The 15,825-nt window shown below is 56.9% G+C and carries 13 protein-coding genes and 1 tRNA gene; 5 read left to right on the forward strand and 9 right to left on the reverse strand.

Going from position 1 to position 15,825, the window contains the following annotated elements:
- Positions 1-11: 11 nt before the first annotated feature.
- Positions 12-2,150, reverse strand: coding sequence for an excinuclease ABC subunit UvrB (locus tag V3C20_RS01125; RefSeq protein ID WP_130082934.1), 2,139 nt, complete (start codon positions 2,148-2,150; stop codon positions 12-14).
- An 86-nt stretch (positions 2,151-2,236) separates the two neighbouring features.
- Here V3C20_RS01125 and V3C20_RS01130 point away from each other — a divergent pair, with 86 nt between their 5' ends.
- On the forward strand, positions 2,237-2,617 hold the full coding sequence (locus tag V3C20_RS01130) for a hypothetical protein (RefSeq protein ID WP_130082935.1): 381 nt from the start codon (positions 2,237-2,239) through the stop codon (positions 2,615-2,617).
- A gap of 31 nt (positions 2,618-2,648) precedes the next feature.
- On the opposite strand, the gene V3C20_RS01135 is transcribed toward V3C20_RS01130, so the two are convergent.
- Positions 2,649-3,104 carry a hypothetical protein gene (locus V3C20_RS01135; RefSeq protein WP_130082936.1) on the reverse strand — a complete coding sequence of 152 codons (456 nt, stop codon included), beginning with the start codon at positions 3,102-3,104 and terminating at the stop codon, positions 2,649-2,651.
- Positions 3,105-3,208: 104 nt separating this feature from the next.
- Here V3C20_RS01135 and V3C20_RS01140 point away from each other — a divergent pair.
- Both V3C20_RS01140 and V3C20_RS01145 read left to right on the forward strand, forming a co-directional pair.
- Positions 3,209-3,293 (forward strand) — tRNA-Leu (locus V3C20_RS01140).
- Positions 3,294-3,648: 355 nt separating this feature from the next.
- Positions 3,649-4,962, forward strand: a complete 1,314-nt coding sequence (locus V3C20_RS01145; protein ID WP_130082937.1) for a hypothetical protein — start codon at positions 3,649-3,651, stop codon at positions 4,960-4,962.
- Positions 4,963-5,331: 369 nt separating this feature from the next.
- Here the strand turns inward: V3C20_RS01145 and V3C20_RS01150 are convergent, their stop codons facing one another.
- The 5 genes from V3C20_RS01150 to V3C20_RS01170 all read right to left on the reverse strand — a co-directional run bounded on the left by V3C20_RS01150 (position 5,332) and on the right by V3C20_RS01170 (position 8,907).
- A complete protein-coding gene (locus tag V3C20_RS01150; protein ID WP_130082938.1) occupies positions 5,332-6,492 on the reverse strand; it encodes an MFS transporter in 1,161 nt (386 codons plus the stop codon).
- A gap of 234 nt (positions 6,493-6,726) precedes the next feature.
- Positions 6,727-7,107: an NADH-quinone oxidoreductase subunit A gene (locus tag V3C20_RS01155; protein ID WP_067571508.1), complete on the reverse strand. Its 381-nt coding sequence runs from the start codon at positions 7,105-7,107 to the stop codon at positions 6,727-6,729.
- A gap of 176 nt (positions 7,108-7,283) precedes the next feature.
- A complete protein-coding gene (locus V3C20_RS01160) occupies positions 7,284-7,472 on the reverse strand; it encodes a hypothetical protein (protein ID WP_149873324.1) in 189 nt (62 codons plus the stop codon).
- Positions 7,473-7,555: 83 nt separating this feature from the next.
- Positions 7,556-8,371 (reverse strand): Cof-type HAD-IIB family hydrolase, encoded by an 816-nt coding sequence (locus V3C20_RS01165; protein WP_204798849.1) that lies wholly within the window; start codon positions 8,369-8,371, stop codon positions 7,556-7,558.
- Positions 8,371-8,907 (reverse strand): hypothetical protein, encoded by a 537-nt coding sequence (locus tag V3C20_RS01170; protein WP_161981189.1) that lies wholly within the window; start codon positions 8,905-8,907, stop codon positions 8,371-8,373. Before V3C20_RS01170 ends, V3C20_RS01165 begins: the two co-directional genes overlap by 1 nt.
- Before the next feature lie 28 nt (positions 8,908-8,935).
- Here V3C20_RS01170 and V3C20_RS01175 point away from each other — a divergent pair, with 28 nt between their 5' ends.
- A complete protein-coding gene (locus V3C20_RS01175) occupies positions 8,936-10,288 on the forward strand; it encodes an ankyrin repeat domain-containing protein (RefSeq protein ID WP_161981190.1) in 1,353 nt (450 codons plus the stop codon).
- Between the two features lie 185 nt (positions 10,289-10,473).
- On the opposite strand, the gene V3C20_RS01180 is transcribed toward V3C20_RS01175, so the two are convergent.
- Together V3C20_RS01180 and V3C20_RS01185 are read right to left on the reverse strand one after the other, a co-directional pair.
- Complete coding sequence (locus V3C20_RS01180; protein WP_130082941.1) at positions 10,474-12,261, reverse strand: sialidase family protein; 1,788 nt, start codon at positions 12,259-12,261, stop codon at positions 10,474-10,476.
- A gap of 104 nt (positions 12,262-12,365) precedes the next feature.
- Entirely contained in the window at positions 12,366-13,151 is a 786-nt protein-coding gene (locus V3C20_RS01185; RefSeq protein ID WP_130082942.1) for a GDSL-type esterase/lipase family protein, read from the reverse strand.
- 404 nt (positions 13,152-13,555) lie between these two features.
- Between V3C20_RS01185 and pflB the strand changes: the two genes are divergently transcribed.
- Positions 13,556-15,823 (forward strand): formate C-acetyltransferase, encoded by a 2,268-nt coding sequence (gene pflB, locus V3C20_RS01190; RefSeq protein WP_130082943.1) that lies wholly within the window; start codon positions 13,556-13,558, stop codon positions 15,821-15,823.
- Positions 15,824-15,825: the final 2 nt, after the last annotated feature.

Genomic DNA, 15,825 nt, shown 5'->3' on the forward strand with positions numbered 1-15,825 from the left:
TCCCCCTGCCATTACCTTTTGCCGCCTTCCCTCAACTGCCGTATTTCATCCCGGATCAGGGCCGCGCGTTCGAACTCCAGATGAGAGGCGGCCTCTTTCATCTCCGCTTCCAGCTTGGCAATACGGTCTTCCAGACCATATGGAGCCTCGTTTTCCGCCACGCGGAAAGACTCTTCATCCTCTTCCGAGTACAGCTTCAACTGGCCCTGTTCCGGCCGGCTCACGGTCTGGGGAACAATACCGTGTTCGCGATTGTACTCTTCCTGAATTCCCCGGCGGTAATCGGTCAGTTCAATCAGGCGCTTGATGGAATCCGTCATCACGTCCGCAAACAGCACGCATTCCCCATGCACATGGCGCGCCGCGCGGCCCGCCGTCTGCACCAGGGACGTTTCATTGCGCAGGAACCCTTCCTTGTCCGCATCCAGAATGCACACGAGGGACACTTCCGGCAGGTCCAGGCCTTCCCGGAGCAGGTTGATGCCCACCAGCACGTCTATCTTCTGGGCACGCAGGGCGCGCAGGATTTCCACACGCTCAATGGCGTCCACATCCGCATGAATATAGGAAACCTTCAGGCCCACGCCCCTCAGGTAATCCGTCAAATCCTCCGCCGTCTTCTTGGTCAGCGTCGTCACCAGAACGCGCTCATGCTTGGAAACGCGTTCGTTGCACAGAGCGATCGTCTCGTCGATCTGCCCTTTCAGCGGGCGTATGGTAATCTTCGGTTCCACCAGCCCCGTGGGACGGATAATCTGCTCCACAATAAGCGGCGTGGAGCGCTTGGTGGGATCAAACTGCTCCACGGGCTGGGAGGAAGGGCTGGGACTGACGCGTATCTCCTTGGGGGAGGAAAACAAAATCCCCTTGAAGCCTTCCGGAGCCTTCTCCCCGGAGCGGGCGGCGCGCTTGACGGGAATGTAAGTCTTGTTATCCGCACGGCAGTTGATCAACTCAAACGGTCCTGGCGTGGCGGAAGCATACACGATCTGGTTCTGCCTCTCCATGAACTCATGGAACTTCAACGGCCTGTTGTCCAGGGCGCTGGGCAGGCGGAAACCGTGATCCACCAGAATATTCTTGCGGCTGCGGTCTCCCTCGTACATGCCGCCTATCTGGGGCACGGCCGCGTGGCTCTCGTCAATCAGGGTCAGGGAATCCTTGGGAAAGAAATCAAGCAGCGTGGAAGGAGCGCTGCCCGGCAGGCGTCCGGACAAATGGCGGGAATAATTCTCAATCCCCTTGCAGAACCCCAGCTCCTCGATCAATTCCAAATCGTAATCCGTGCGCAGCTTCAGCCGCTGCGCCTCCAGCAGGCGCCCCTCCTTCTCAAACCAGGCAACGCGGTCGGCCAGCTCCTGGCGGATGGCCTTCAACGCCGCGGCCCTCTTCTCCGGAGCGGCCACATACTGCTTGGCCGGGAAAAACGTATAGCTCCCCAGCCGTTCACGCACACGGCCGGACACGGAATCTATCAGGGAAACCCGTTCCACCTCGTCGCCGAAAAACTCCACGCGGATAGCCTCCCCCTCGGAATAGGCGGGAAAAACCTCCACCACCTCGCCGCGCACGCGGAACGTGCCGCGGAGGAAATCGAAATCCTGCCGTTCGAACAGGCGTTCCACCAACTGGCGCAGGAACACGTCCCGGTCCATGATATCCCCCTCCCGGATGCGCAGGGTCAGGTTTCGGTAATCCTCCGGAGTGGACAAGCCGTAAATGCAGGAGACGGACGCCACCACGATCACGTCCCTGCGGGTCATCAGGGAATTCATCGCGTTCAGACTCAGGCGGTCCAGCTCGTCGTTAATGGCGGAATCCTTCTCAATATAAGTATCCGTGCTGGCGATATACGCCTCCGGCTGGTAATAATCGAAGTAGGAGACGTAATAATCCACTGCGTTATTCGGAAAAAAACTCTTCAGCTCAGAATGAAGCTGGGCCGCGAGCGTCTTATTGTGGGAAATCACCAGCGTGGGCCTGTTCATCCGGGCGATCAGATTCGCCATCGTAAACGTCTTGCCGCTCCCCGTCACGCCCAGCAGGGCCTGATGCTTGTTGCCGGCCTCCAGAGACTTGAGAAGCTTGCCAATAGCCTGCTCCTGGTCCCCGGACGGCTTGAAGGAGGAATTCAATTCAAAAGACGACATACGTGATGCCTCCAGTATAATGCACCCCCTGCTCCGGGCTAGGACAATGTTTGACAATTCCCCCCGGCTGACCCAGTATATGCGGCATGTACATCCCCACGCAGGAAGAACGGTACGCGAAAAAAGGACTCCTGTCCCTCATCCTGTGCGTCGTGGTCCCCTCCTGCCTGTACCTCTCCCTCCTCTCCGAACAACTGAACATGGTGCGCGGCCACGAATGGGAGGCCATCATGAAAATCTTCCTGGCGTTCTCCTATCCTCTGGCCGCCCTCTTCGCCATGATGGGCGTCTCCTTCTTCTGGTGGGCCGTAGGCATCTCCGCGGCCGTTCATGGCGGCATCATCGCCTGGCTGAAAATGACGCCGCGCCTGGCGCCCAAGCAGGCGATCTGCGCGGCGCTCTGCCTGGGAATGCTGGACTTCCTCCTGGTGAAGCTCTTTCCGTTCCCGGCGGGAATCCTCAATTGACCTTCCTGAGCCGGAAAAACAGCCTCCGTCTTTATCCCTCCTTTTTGGACAGGGCTATAATCTGTTTTTTAATCTCGCGGCTTGTTTTCTTGGAATCGGCCTTGTATGCCTCATAAGTGAAGCACTGCGCCCGGCCTCCGTCCGTGTCGGTCAGCACCAGCTTGGGATAATACTTCCCTTGCTTCAGGGCAGTCTTCACGGCATCGCTTATGCCGGACTTTTTTCCGTCCTTCACCGACAGGTAAACCAGCACGCAGCGGCGCCCCACGGCCTCAAGAAACCCCTCGGACGCGCCTGAAGCCAGGGGACAGGTGGTGGCCGTATTCGTGTAAAGGTACGCCACAGGCTTCTTCTGCTCGCGGGCAGTCTTCAGCGCTTCCTCCAGCCGATCCGTGGTAAAGGAACCTTTTGGCAGTTTCACGTCCGCCCATGCCTGGGACAGGACAGACAGGGAGCAGACGGTCAACAGGGTAATTAACTTTTTCATCGGCTTTCACTATAAGAAGCTTCCAATCAATGTCAAAGAAAAAGCCGCCTGTTTAGCCTTGAACGCCGGAACGGGACATGGCAGAGTACGCCCACGCATTCGTCGCGCCTGTGGCGAAATTGGTAGACGCGCCAGACTTAGGATCTGGTGCCGAAAGGCGTACAGGTTCGAGTCCTGCCAGGCGCACCATTTTTCCTTTCCGGCTCATCTTCTTTCAGCTTGATCATTCCTTTAGCCGGAGGGATGATGGCAGATAAGCCCCCATCTGCCCATGAAAGCAATCCTCCCTGCCCTCTCTCTCCTCTGTGCACTTCCATGTCCGGCACAACAAACAAAAGACAAACCGTCGGAGCAGCCTGAGATAAAGGTCCGTCCAGACTACTTTTACATCTCGGAAAATCATGCAAAACAGGGAAAACGCGATATCACCCTGTTTCTACATCCCTTCCTGAAAGGCAGCGGAACATTCACGGAACAGGAAGGTCCCCACCAACTGACTCTGTCGGATCCGGAAGGGACATGGAGCGTTCCGCTTGATACGGAAATGAAAACTGACCAGCATGAACCGCTTGCCGCCAAATTGACGCAAATGCCTTTTCCTCCCTTTAATCCCGAAAAAGGAATCAAAAACTGGTCCGTACGGCTCACCTCCTCCCCATTCCACCTGCCTCCCTCAACAACAAAATTCAGAATCAAGGGACATCTCGTCTTCTACATTGCCAAACAAATCCATACGCTGCCCTCTTTCAACCTTCTGCGGGAAGGAAAAGGATGGACGCAGGATATTCCCCTCCCATCCTCGGAACAAGGTGAAGGTGACCTGGCCTTCTCCGGTACGCCGGACACCGCTACGTTTACTTCCTCCACCCCGTCTTCGGACTGTTCGTCCATGACTTTGAAGTACAATCCGTCACGGTTCCAATTTGCACAATTCCTCCTTATGGACAAGAAAGGGAAGCCGGCAGAGGCGCAACCGGCCCGGTTCTCCTTTGATTTCAACAATCAAGAACATCAGGAATATGTCTTTAAACGGCAATATTACTCCAAACAGGACTGGAACCTTCTCCAGGTAAAACTTTCCTACGTCAAGCCGGAAGAAACGCAGCGCATCGTGGTTCCGGTGGATATGGAAATGGACCTTGCGCGCAAAGGCCCCGCTGTCCGCCATTCTCACCAGGGGCTCACCGTATTGCCTGACCCGCCCCCTGCTCCTTTCGTCCATGAACCACATCTGCCGGAGGAAAAAGTACATTTTGAGCTGCATTACTTCCATCAATGCCAAAACCGCGGGTCCAACGGACCTACCCTGATCAACGACGGGCCTTCGACCAGAATCGATTTCCGGCCCGAGACGCCGGAAAACGGACCGGTGGCAATCAGTATATCGCCTGAAAATCCACTGACCCTGAAGGGAAATGAAACGTTACCCCCGGTTTCCGTCGCCGCTTCCAGCCATATGCACTCCTCTCCCTGGAAAAAAGAAGACCCTGTCCCCATCCTGAACCTGAACATCCCGGATCTGCTGCCGGAAACTTCTTCCTGCTGGACTCTCTCCGGAACGGCAAACATGATCATGGCCAGCAGCGCCTGCCGCATATCCTTCCCGCTTCCTACCGTCAGGGGAAGCACCGTTACTCTTCCCCTTCAGGATATTCCCGGAGTCAAACTGCCGGAGAATGCAAAGGCGACGCTTACCGTCGCCGACATGCAATCGGAATCCTCCCACGGCTCCCTGCTCCTGCACGTCCGCAGCACCCTGCCTTCCGCCAGTTTTGGTTCCCTGACTCTCATTGACGCCGACAACCGCCACTATTCCCCGGCGGAACCGGTCGTTCATGACCATCCCCCCAGGGAGTAACACGCACTTACCAGCCTTATTGGGAACCTGCGGACCGGAAAATTACGGCGGAGCTGATCATTTACATCAATCCCCGCACGGTACGGGTACCGCTGAATCTGAAATTCGGAGCCGGAGGAATTGTCCCGGCTCCGCCATCTGAATAAGGACTCAAGGACACGCCGCCCCAAAATTTTCCGCCTTCCCCAAACAACGAGGGCAATTCCCCCTCAATCAGATCATACGGCTGCAGCGGCAAAAAAACATTTCACAGGCAACGGCCACCTCTCCTTGCGGGGAAAGAACCTCCCCCGGCAAACCTCCGGAAAAACGGGGATGAACGAAATCTTCCGGCATGCCGTACCCCCGGAAAAGCGGGCATTCCCTCCGTCATCTGAACTTCTTCAGGAACGGGGCGATCAACGCCGTTCCCAGACCGACCAGGGCAATGAGGGAGAACGACCATCTGAGAGAAGACGCATGGGCAATATGCCCGATGACCGGAGGTCCCAGCAGAAAGCCCAGAAAGCCGATCGTGGAAACGGAGGCCAGAGCCACGCTGGGAATCATCTTTTTGGACTTTCCGGCCATGCTGTAGCAGAGGGGGACAATGGAAGAGGTGCCCAGCCCCACCAGAAGGAAGCCCAGCGTGGCGGACCACAGCACCGGGAACAGAACGGCAACCAGAAGCCCGGCGGCAATCAGGATGCCGCTGGCACGCAGCACGCGCACGGCTCCGAAGCGCATCACCATGCGGTCCGCCGTAAAGCGCCCCAGCGCCATCGTGCTCATAAACGCCACATACCCCGTCTGCACCAGGCCCGGGCCGGGCTGAACCACGCTTTCAAAATACACGCCGCTCCAGTCAAACATGGTCCCCTCGCTGACCATGCTTCCGAACGCAATCAACCCGATGAGCAGCACATAGGCGTCCATGCTCCGGAACATGCCCCCGCTCTGGGAACTGGAACGCCGGGCGTCCCGCGGCAGGAGGAAACGGGAAAACACGGCCAGAATGGCCATGCAAATCAGGAAAATGGCGAGGAAGTGCGTTTTCGTGGACACGTTCCAGTCCACCATGAAAGCCCCCAGCAGCGCACCAAAGAAACCTGCCAGACTCCACAGGCCGTGAAAGCGGGCCATGATGCTGCACTGGTACAGCCGCTCCACGCCCACCCCCTGCGTATTAACGGAAATGTTCGTCAGATTGGCGGCCACACCAAACAAAAACAGCCCTCCGGCCAGTTCCCAGAAGGAGGAAACCAGCCCCAAGCACACAAGTACGGCCGGGTAAAAAACGGAAGACGCCATAAGTATCCTCCGGCTGCCAAAACGTCCTACCAGGTAGCCGGACAAGGCCATGGCTGACATTTGCCCGACGGGCACTGCAAAGAGAACGGACCCCAGATCGGCATCGTTCATCCCCAGGGCGCTCTTGATGTCGGGAATGCGGCATGCCCAGCTGGCGAACACCAGGCCCTGGAGAAAATAGAAGGTGCTGACCGACAACCGGTAAACGCCCTGAGGCGTTCTGGGAAGAGAGAGATTCATTCTGGATTTTCCGGATCGCGCAAAAAGCTATCTTCATTTGCCGCCCCTGGCAAGAGAAATCATATCTTATACAAGAAGATTTGACCATCCAGAACCGACAAAGGAGCAAGGATCTGCCATTTCCAGGAGGCCCTTCATGATTCTCACCCTTTATCGTAAAAACTCCTCTCTGCAAACAAAAAACGCCGTCCTCACAGACAGGACGGCGTTTCTTCAAACAAAACGGTAATTTTTTCAGCGCGGATCGCGGTGCCAGTTCAGGGCGCCCTTGCCCAAGGCATAGAGGTAGGCTACCAGCAGAATGCCGATGAAAATACACATGGCCGTGAACGATTCCGGATTCAGCATCACGTAATCCCGGAAGTTGACGGCCCAGGGATAGAGGAAAACCACTTCCAGGTCAAAAATCACGAAAAGCATGGCCACCATGTAGAACTTAACGGAAAACATGGGAGCCCCTTCACCCACGGGAATCATGCCGCATTCGTAAGGAATGTCCGCAGGCTTGCGAACGGAAGAACGCTTGCCCATCAAGATACTGAGCAACAAAATAATGCCGGCCAGCCCCAAGGCTGCCACCACCTGCACAAGCACTGAAAAGAATTCCTGATTCATGACGTCTGGCACGGGTGTACCACACCCATCCCGGAAAAGCAAAACTAAAAAGGGCCCGCGGTTCCCATGCTGACATGGACGCCCATTTCCCTGAAAAGGAGGAAAGAGCGCCATTTACGGAACCTCTCCCTCTACTTCCCTGCTTCATCCGGTCACGGTTCCGGCATACGGCGAATTCACGCTCCCAGCCAACCGGCCGCCCAGCTCCATAACCAGGAGCATAAATACCATCCTCCCATCAGCACGAAAACAAGAAGCCCCAGCAATTTCAGCAGCACAACGCCTCCGGCCAAGGCTAACCCGGCTGCACAGGCCACAACCAGGCCGGCGAGCATGGAAAAGAAATCGTACATAAACGCCAACATGACTCCTGCAGGCAGTACACCGACTGGCTGCCTCTACGGCAAGAATAAACCGTGGCCATTTCTACAAAAACGGCCCCACTCTCCTAATTCCGGCCAGCCAGCACCTTCCTGAGCACCTGAATCACTCCATTGTCCTCATTGGACGGAGCCGTAAACGCAGCTATTTTCCGGATTTCCGGAACGGCATTGGCTACCGCATAGCTGAATCCGGCCTGCCGCATCATCTCGGCGTCATTCATCTGATCGCCGAAGACCATGGTCTCCTCCGCAGAAATCCCCAATCTCCGCTGAATCAGCTCCAGGGCATTTCCCTTGTTGGCTCCCTTCCGGCTGATATCCATCCACCGTTCACCGGAAACGGCCACCTGGAAACGGTCCGCCAAATGCTTCAAATATGGATAGCTGTTATTTACGGCTCCCTTGAAATCGTAAATGGCTATCTTCAACAGCCTGTCGCCTTTGACGGAAAGCAGGTCATCCACCTGTTCGCAGCGCGTGTAGTACCTGCGGGCTTCCCGGACAAACTCGGGAAGAGAATCCTCTATATAGGCGGAATCCCGGCCCGCCAGCACGATGCAGGCCCCTTCAACATCCCGTATCTGCACAATCAGCCGCGCTGCGGTTTTCCTGTCCATGTCCTCCACCAGCCATTCATTCCGGCCGTCAGCCACATAAGCCCCGTTTTCCGCGATGAACAGCATCCTGTCCGCCACAGGAGAAAAAGTTTTCCTCAACCCGTCATATTGCCGTCCGCTGGCAGCCGCAAAACGGATTCCGTGCCTTTGCAGTTGTTCAAAGACAATGAAAAAGTCAGGGTCCAGTTCTCCCCGTCCGTTGAGCAGAGTACCATCCATGTCGGATGCAATGAGTCTGACGGAATCCATAGCTGCAACCATCATCAGGCGCCTCTTCCTTCAAGGCAAGCGTGTGCTGCGCCAGTCCAGAGGCAGAAAACCGGAAAAACCTCAAAGGTCTGCTCTAAAAACCATTCGCCAACCGCATGCTCTCCCTTAATGCGCCTTTCACATTGAAAAATCCGCTGCAAAGCCGGATGCGGGAACCCTGGATATTCTCTCTTGCCAGAAACGTTGAAAAACCGATTTTTTAATTTTTTATCCACATGCTCAATGGATAAGACGGCATGCCGGATTAGAAATCCGAAATAATCGAAAATATTTGAACTTGAAATAAATGTAAACAATGGACCTGATGAATGCGGCGGAATGAAAGCAAAAAACAGCATGACACAATCTTTCCATCTGCATCCGGGAAAGCTTGTATTTCCTTGCATTCGTCCTTTTCCTGCAAGGTTTCTCATTCTTTTCGGATTTCTAATCCGCAACCCATTCTTCGGGATTTTTTCTCTCTGCCCGGAGGCAGATGAAAACCGTTCTATTTTTTCATTGCTCCCGGTTCCAGATTGCTGCATCATCATGCCTTGCAGTTCCCTGCTTATGATACACATGACATTTGGAAAAAAGGCTCTCTGGTTTCTTGGTGCTCTGAGTGTTTTTGCGGCCCTCGTCGCCGGATCATCCATTTTTTGGTTCCTGCGGGATGAACCATCCCCCCGCGAATGGAAATTCAGTCCCCTGTGGTCGGAAACGGAAAAAGAACAAATCCTGATGGTGGCGGACTATATGGAGCGCCACGGTCCGGAACGTTTCCTGCTCCGGTCCCTGTCCCCCAATTCCCGTCATATTGACTGGCACCTGTTTTCCGAATTTTCCATGAGCCAGTACATGAAGGATGAAATCCGTGAACGGCTCCAGATGATACGGAAAACCGCGGAAAGCGGAGATGGCCGCTGCCGCTCTTCCCATCAAGAATCCCTGCTGCACCTGGCTGCCGGTCTGGGGCATGTCCAGCTTCTGAACCGCCTGCTTCAGATGAACGCAGACCCGAACCTCCAGATCATCATGTCTCCGCAGAAGGCACAGCTCCTGAACGGTTCGGAACTGGGAGACACACCCATGACATACGCCTGCTATCCGGGCCTGGGTGACGACTCTCCCCTTCCCGTAAGCAACAGGCTGACGTGCCTTTCCCTGCTGATCCGGAACGGAGCCAGCGTGGACAAAATCGGCCCCGCAGGATGGCCGCCCCTCGTCATGTCCTGCGTAGCAGGCATCGGGGGAGCCCCTTATGAGGAAACGGCGCTTCTCCTGCTCAAGCATGGAGCGGATATTTCCATTTGCCCGGAACTCAGGGGGAAAAAAACCAGCCTGCTTTCCTGGGCGGTCGCGGCCGGTTACCCAAATGTTGTCCGCAAGCTCTGTGAAGCGGGGTACGATCCCAATTTCCGCGGAGAAATGAGCCCTCCCCTTCTCTGCCTGAACCTGCATACTCCGGACACCGCTCTCCGGATAACCCAAATACTGATTCAATACGGAGCGGACGTCAATGCCGCCATGCCCGCGGGCACGGCGCCGCCAGATTCCGCAGGAGACACAGCCCTCCTGAACCTGTGCCGCCAGCTGAGTGTCATTGATGAAAAACTGCTCCCCCAAATGCGGGATCTGGTCAATCTGCTGATTAACGAAGGAGCAGACGTCAACCACCAGAACTCCGTCGGGGAAACTCCCCTGATGCTTTGTTGCCGCGACATGCTGCTGGGCGACGGAAGCCTGGACATCGTGAAACTGGGAATAGCAAGGCTCCTGCTGGACCGGAACGCCAAGGCGTCCCTGCGCGACAGATATGGCCGCACCGCCCTCCAGCAAATAGGCAGTCAGGAAAACGAACACATCCACACGGTGCTGAAAAGCCTGCCGGAGCTGAGCGCTTCCCCTTCTATCCGCCAGGTCCTCCATTGAAAACCTTTCCATTCAACTTGGAAAGGGCTCTTCCCCTGCCTTCGCCGTTCTACGGAAAATTTCTGGACGCAGCCGGATCATTTCCAAAGCGCCGCGGAAAAGCCATTCTCCCGCATCTTTGACAGTCTCCAAATTCTGTGGAACGGCCAGCCCCGGAGGAATCCCCTCAACGGCTTCCCGGCGGATCACTTCACACGGGTGCTTACCGTATCCAGGAGCACCCCGGAATCAGGCTTGGAACCCGTACTGATGAAATGGATGTAGCTGGCTCCGTTGGGAGACTGGTTGGCCATCTTCAGCGTTCCCGCCTTGGCGCCGTCCATAGAGACGGTGGCCTGGCTTCCCTGAAACAGGATGGAAACCTCATGCCATGCTCCCGGCGTGACGGGCACCTTTTTCATGCCCAGCAACAGATGGGGGGCGGGTTTCAGCTTGATAGGGAACGTAAACAGGGCATAATCCTTCGTCGTGGTGTCGCAGGCGTTGAACAAACGGTCCGTCAGGGACACCTGAAGGCCGGAATCCTGCGCCTGCTCCCCGTCCGCCACACGGAAGCGGAACTTGACCAGTCCCGTGGTTCCGTTCGGGAAATTCCAGGTAGCGCCCCCGTTCTGATAATCCACATTGGACTTTTCATTCACCAGTTCCGGATCATTCAAACGCTTGATTTGAAGAACCTTTTTGGAACCGTCCGCGGGGTCCGGCACCAATTCGGCGGATGGCTTGCGGTTGTAGCTGCAATGCCCCTTCTTCTGCGGGATATAAGTATGAATGGTCCATTGGGAATCCAGATCCCTGCCCGTCTGGGAGGAACGCGTTTTGGCGGCCACCCAGCGGCGGTCCACGATCATCAGGCGGCGATGATTCTTGTGCTGGCCCAGGGAAACCAGAATGCGGTTCTTATCCAGCTGCACCATTTCGCTCTGGTGCTTTCCTCGGTCTTCCGGACCGTCAAGAGTGGCGTATCCCGGATGATTGCGATGCTCGTCCAAAATAATTTCCCGGAACCCGTACCAGGTCTTTCCTTCATCGCCGGACATGGCGATGTGGTGGGAATCACGGTTGGTGAACACATCCTCCCATGTGCCGTTGCCTGCCGTGGCGTTTTCAGGCAGGGCCATCGTGTTGGTCCACAGGGAAACGATGGTGCCGTCATCCAGGCGTCCCAGCGTATTCATAGTCAGGGTGCCGAAAAAGCGGGACGGTTCGGGCTTGCTCCATGTTTCCCCATGGTCCTTTGAAAAAGCCTGCCACGCCTGGTCCTGGGAAGTGCGTGCAAGCGCCCACAGGGTGCCGTCCTTCATTTCCAGCACCGTGGCTTCTACGGCATTGTTGAACCATCTGACGCCCTGGTGGGGCGGCTTGGCCTCATGCCTGGGGGAGGTAACGCCATTCTTGGACACGCGCCAGGTCAGGCCGCCGTCGTCGGAAATATGGAACTTGGTGCCCCCGCCCATGTTATGGAACGGCACAATCACCCTCTTTCCCTTGTTGACAAAGGTGGGCGTGCGCATGATGCCGCCCAGTTTTTTCAGATTTTTCTGCTTCTCCGGGTTCTTCCAGTCCTCCTCCAGCTTGCCGTCGTTCGTGACGGCAAACCACTTGCCGTCCAGGCCTCCCTTGGAAAGGAAGATAAATCCTCCGATGGGCTGCACGCGGATGAATTCCTTGGTGAGGGGGTTGCGTGCAATCGCCGGGGATTCCTTGGGAATGCCTCCGTAGTTGGGCGGGTAGCCGGAGGGGGCCGTCTTCATTTCCCATGTTTTCCCGTTATCTTTGCTGACCAGGTAATCCGGCTCCTTGCGGGTGCCGGAATAATGGCGGATTTCACGGGAATTCACGCGGATGAGGCCGCGCCCGGCATCGGACGGCGGCGTAGCTACAACTTCAGGCTCCGGAGCCGGAGCGGCGGTCTGCTGGGCATAACAGCAGCAGACAGAGCCGGCAAGCAAGGCAAACAACAGGTTTTTCATAAATCGGATATTCAGACTAAAAATAGTATATTCTTATGGAACAAGCCTGTCCTTCAAGCCCAAATTGATCCTTATTAAAAAAGACCACTGGAAAAAGACCGCTGTCAGGCCTGCTTCCCGGCGGGTTTTCCGCCGCGGAACCTCGCATCCATTTTTTTCAGCAGGGCGGCCAGTTCCTTTTCCAGCACCTCGTACCCCCTGGAATTGGGATGCACCACATCTTTCATGAATTCATTCTTTGGAGAAACGCCGTCCGCGGAAAGGAGTGCCTTCCCCGGATCGGCAAAAAAGATGTTTTTTCCATTCTGCAGCTTCGCCAGCAGTTTGTTCGTCTCCTTCACCGGGCCGGCCAGGTTTTTCTCTTTCCTGGGCAGAACGCCCAGCAGCAGGATTTTGGAGGAGGGGCATTTCTGGCGCACCAGGCGCAGGAACGCCTTGATATTATCCGCACATGCCTGCGGCGTATCTTTCCGGTGGCCCAGGTTGTTGGTTCCCAGCAGCACGATGATGACCCGCGGGGAGATGCCATCCAGTTCCCCGTTCTGCACGCGGTAATAGGCATTGTCCACATAATCAAAACCAAAGCCCATGTTGGTCACCGCATGGGATCCGAACAGTTGCTCCCAGGACGCCTCGCCCGCCTTCCTGCTGTCCCCGGAGGGCTCCCCGCCCCAATGATGGGTGATGCTGTCCCCTATCATCACGTATTCCGGCTTGACGGACTGGTTCCGCTTCCTGACCGCTTCATGACGGGCATTCCAGTCATACGGATCCCGCTGGTGGGGTTCCGGCTTCAGGGTGGAAGGCAGTGCGCGCTCCGGAGCGGAAGATGCGGGGAATGCCAGAAAGGCGCCCAGCAGCACGGTAAACGTATACATCAGGAAATTCATGACGGAACGGGGGAATTGAAACCAGTGTAAGGAAATCCTCCCGCGCATCAAGACCACATGCGACGGTGCCCTTTCCCGGATGGAAAAGACCACTGCTTGGACGGATGGTCCTGCCGCGGGATACCGGGACCCTCACCGTTCCATTCCCATTTTACCGGACCACGGAACCTCCCTTGTACCTGCCGTCCATTTTTTCAGAAGCAAACTCAGTTCCTTTCCCAGCACATCTTTCCTTCCTGGGCAACATCCCAGCAGCCGGATGCCTGAAACAGGCCGGGCCCGGAAGAATTGGCCTTGTTGCCCCTGCAAATTCCGGGTATAATCAAGCGGCGCGGAGTTTCGCCGTTTCCGGCCTTTCGGAGGCCGGGGCCGTAATCTCCGTTTTTCCACACCATATCCTATTTATGATCAGCATGGCAAAAGACTTGAAGGCATCCCCCGCCCTCCCGCAGGAATGGCAGGGATTCAAGCCCGGAGCATGGACGGAGTCCATCGACGTACGGGATTTCATCCAGAACAATTACACGCCTTATTCCGGCAATGAAGATTTTCTTTCCGGACCATCCCGGCGCACGCTTCAGCTCTGGGAGGAACTGAAAGTCCTGCTGAAACGGGAAACGGACAACGGCGGCGTGCTGGACGCGGACGAGGAAGTGGTTTCCTCCATCGTCTCCCACAAGCCAGGCTACATTGACAAGGAGCTGGAGGTGGTCGTGGGCCTCCAGACGGACGCGCCCCTGAAACGCGCCCTGATGCCCTTCGGCGGCCTGCGCATGGCCCAGCAGGCCCTGGAAGCCTACGGGTTCAAGATGTGCGAAAAGACCGCGGACATTTTCAACAAGATACGCAAGACGCATAACGAGGGCGTCTTTGACGCCTACACGTCAGACATTCGCGCCGCCCGTTCCGCCGGCATCATCACCGGGCTTCCGGACGCCTACGGCCGCGGGCGCATCATCGGGGACTACCGCCGCGTGGCCCTGTACGGCACGGACAAACTGGCCGCCGAACGCCGCAAGGACCTGAAAAGTTATGAAAACAGGCCCCTCACGGACGAGGTTATCCGCCTGCGCGAGGAAATGAGCGAACAAATCCGCGCCCTGGAGGAACTCGCCCGAATGGGCGCCTCCTACGGCTGCGACCTTGCCCGCCCCGCCGCGAATGCCCGTGAAGCCGTCCAGTGGACCTACCTGGGTTACCTGGCCGCCGTGAAGGAACAGAACGGCGCGGCCATGTCCCTGGGCCGCGTCTCCACCTTCTTTGACATCTACTTCACCCGGGACCTGGAACAGGGCCTCCTTACGGAGGAGGAAGCGCAGGAAATCATGGACCAGTTCGTGATGAAGCTGCGCATCGTCCGCTTCATCCGCACGCCCGACTACAACAACCTTTTTTCCGGGGACCCCACCTGGGTGACGGAATCCATCGGCGGCATGGGGGAAGACGGCCGCACCCTGGTCACCCGCAGCTCCTTCCGCATGCTCCAGACGCTGTACAACCTGGGTCCGGCTCCGGAACCGAACCTGACCGTACTGTGGGCCGGGAACCTGCCGGAAGCCTTTAAGAGCTTCTGCGCCAGGGTCTCCATTGAGACGTCTTCCGTCCAATATGAAAACGACGACCTGATGCGCACGCACTGGGGTGACGACTACGGCATTGCATGCTGCGTATCCGCCATGCGCATCGGCAAGCAGATGCAGTTCTTCGGCGCGCGCGCCAACCTCGCCAAGTGCCTGCTCTATGCCCTGAACGGCGGCATGGATGAACTCAAGGGCAAGCAGGTAGCCCCGCCCTCCCCGCGCTATACGGAGGAAATTCTGAAGTATGATGAAGTGATGGCCCTGTACGACAAGATGCAGGACTGGCTTGCCAAGACCTACATTGACGCCCTGAACATCATTCACTACATGCACGACAAGTACTGCTATGAACGCATTGAAATGGCGCTGCATGATCCGGAAATCCTGCGTACGATGGCTACGGGCATCGCCGGGCTCTCCGTGGCCGCGGACTCCCTGTCCGCCATCAAGTACGCCACGGTGAAGGCCATCCGCAATGAAGACGGCCTCATTGTGGATTTCAGGACGGAAGGGGAATTCCCGTGCTACGGGAACAATGACCCGCGCGTGGACGAGATTGCCTGCGGCCTGGTCACCGGGTTCATGGAAAAGCTGCGCAAGCTCCACACCTACCGCGGCTCCCTCCCCACCCAGTCCATCCTGACCATTACTTCCAACGTGGTTTACGGCAAGAAGACGGGCAATACGCCGGACGGCCGCCGCGCCGGGGAACCCTTCGCGCCCGGGGCCAACCCGATGCACGGCAGGGACAGAAACGGAGCCGTGGCCTCCATGCTTTCCGTCGCCAAACTGTCCTATGACGACTCCCTGGACGGCATTTCCTACACCTTCTCCATCGTGCCGCAGGCCCTGGGCAAGGAAGAAGGGGAACGCCGCGCCAAACTCGTCTCCCTGCTGAACGCCTATTTTGCCGCCACCGGGCACCACATCAACGTGAACGTGCTGGAACGGGAAACCCTGCTGGACGCCATGGATCACCCGGAAAAATACCCGCAGCTGACCATCCGCGTTTCCGGCTATGCCGTGAACTTCATCAAGCTCACCCGCGAACAGCAGGAGGAGGTTCTCAACCGAACCTTCCACACCCGTTAACC

The sequence above is a fragment of the Akkermansia sp. RCC_12PD genome (genome assembly GCF_036417355.1).
Classification (GTDB): domain Bacteria; phylum Verrucomicrobiota; class Verrucomicrobiia; order Verrucomicrobiales; family Akkermansiaceae; genus Akkermansia.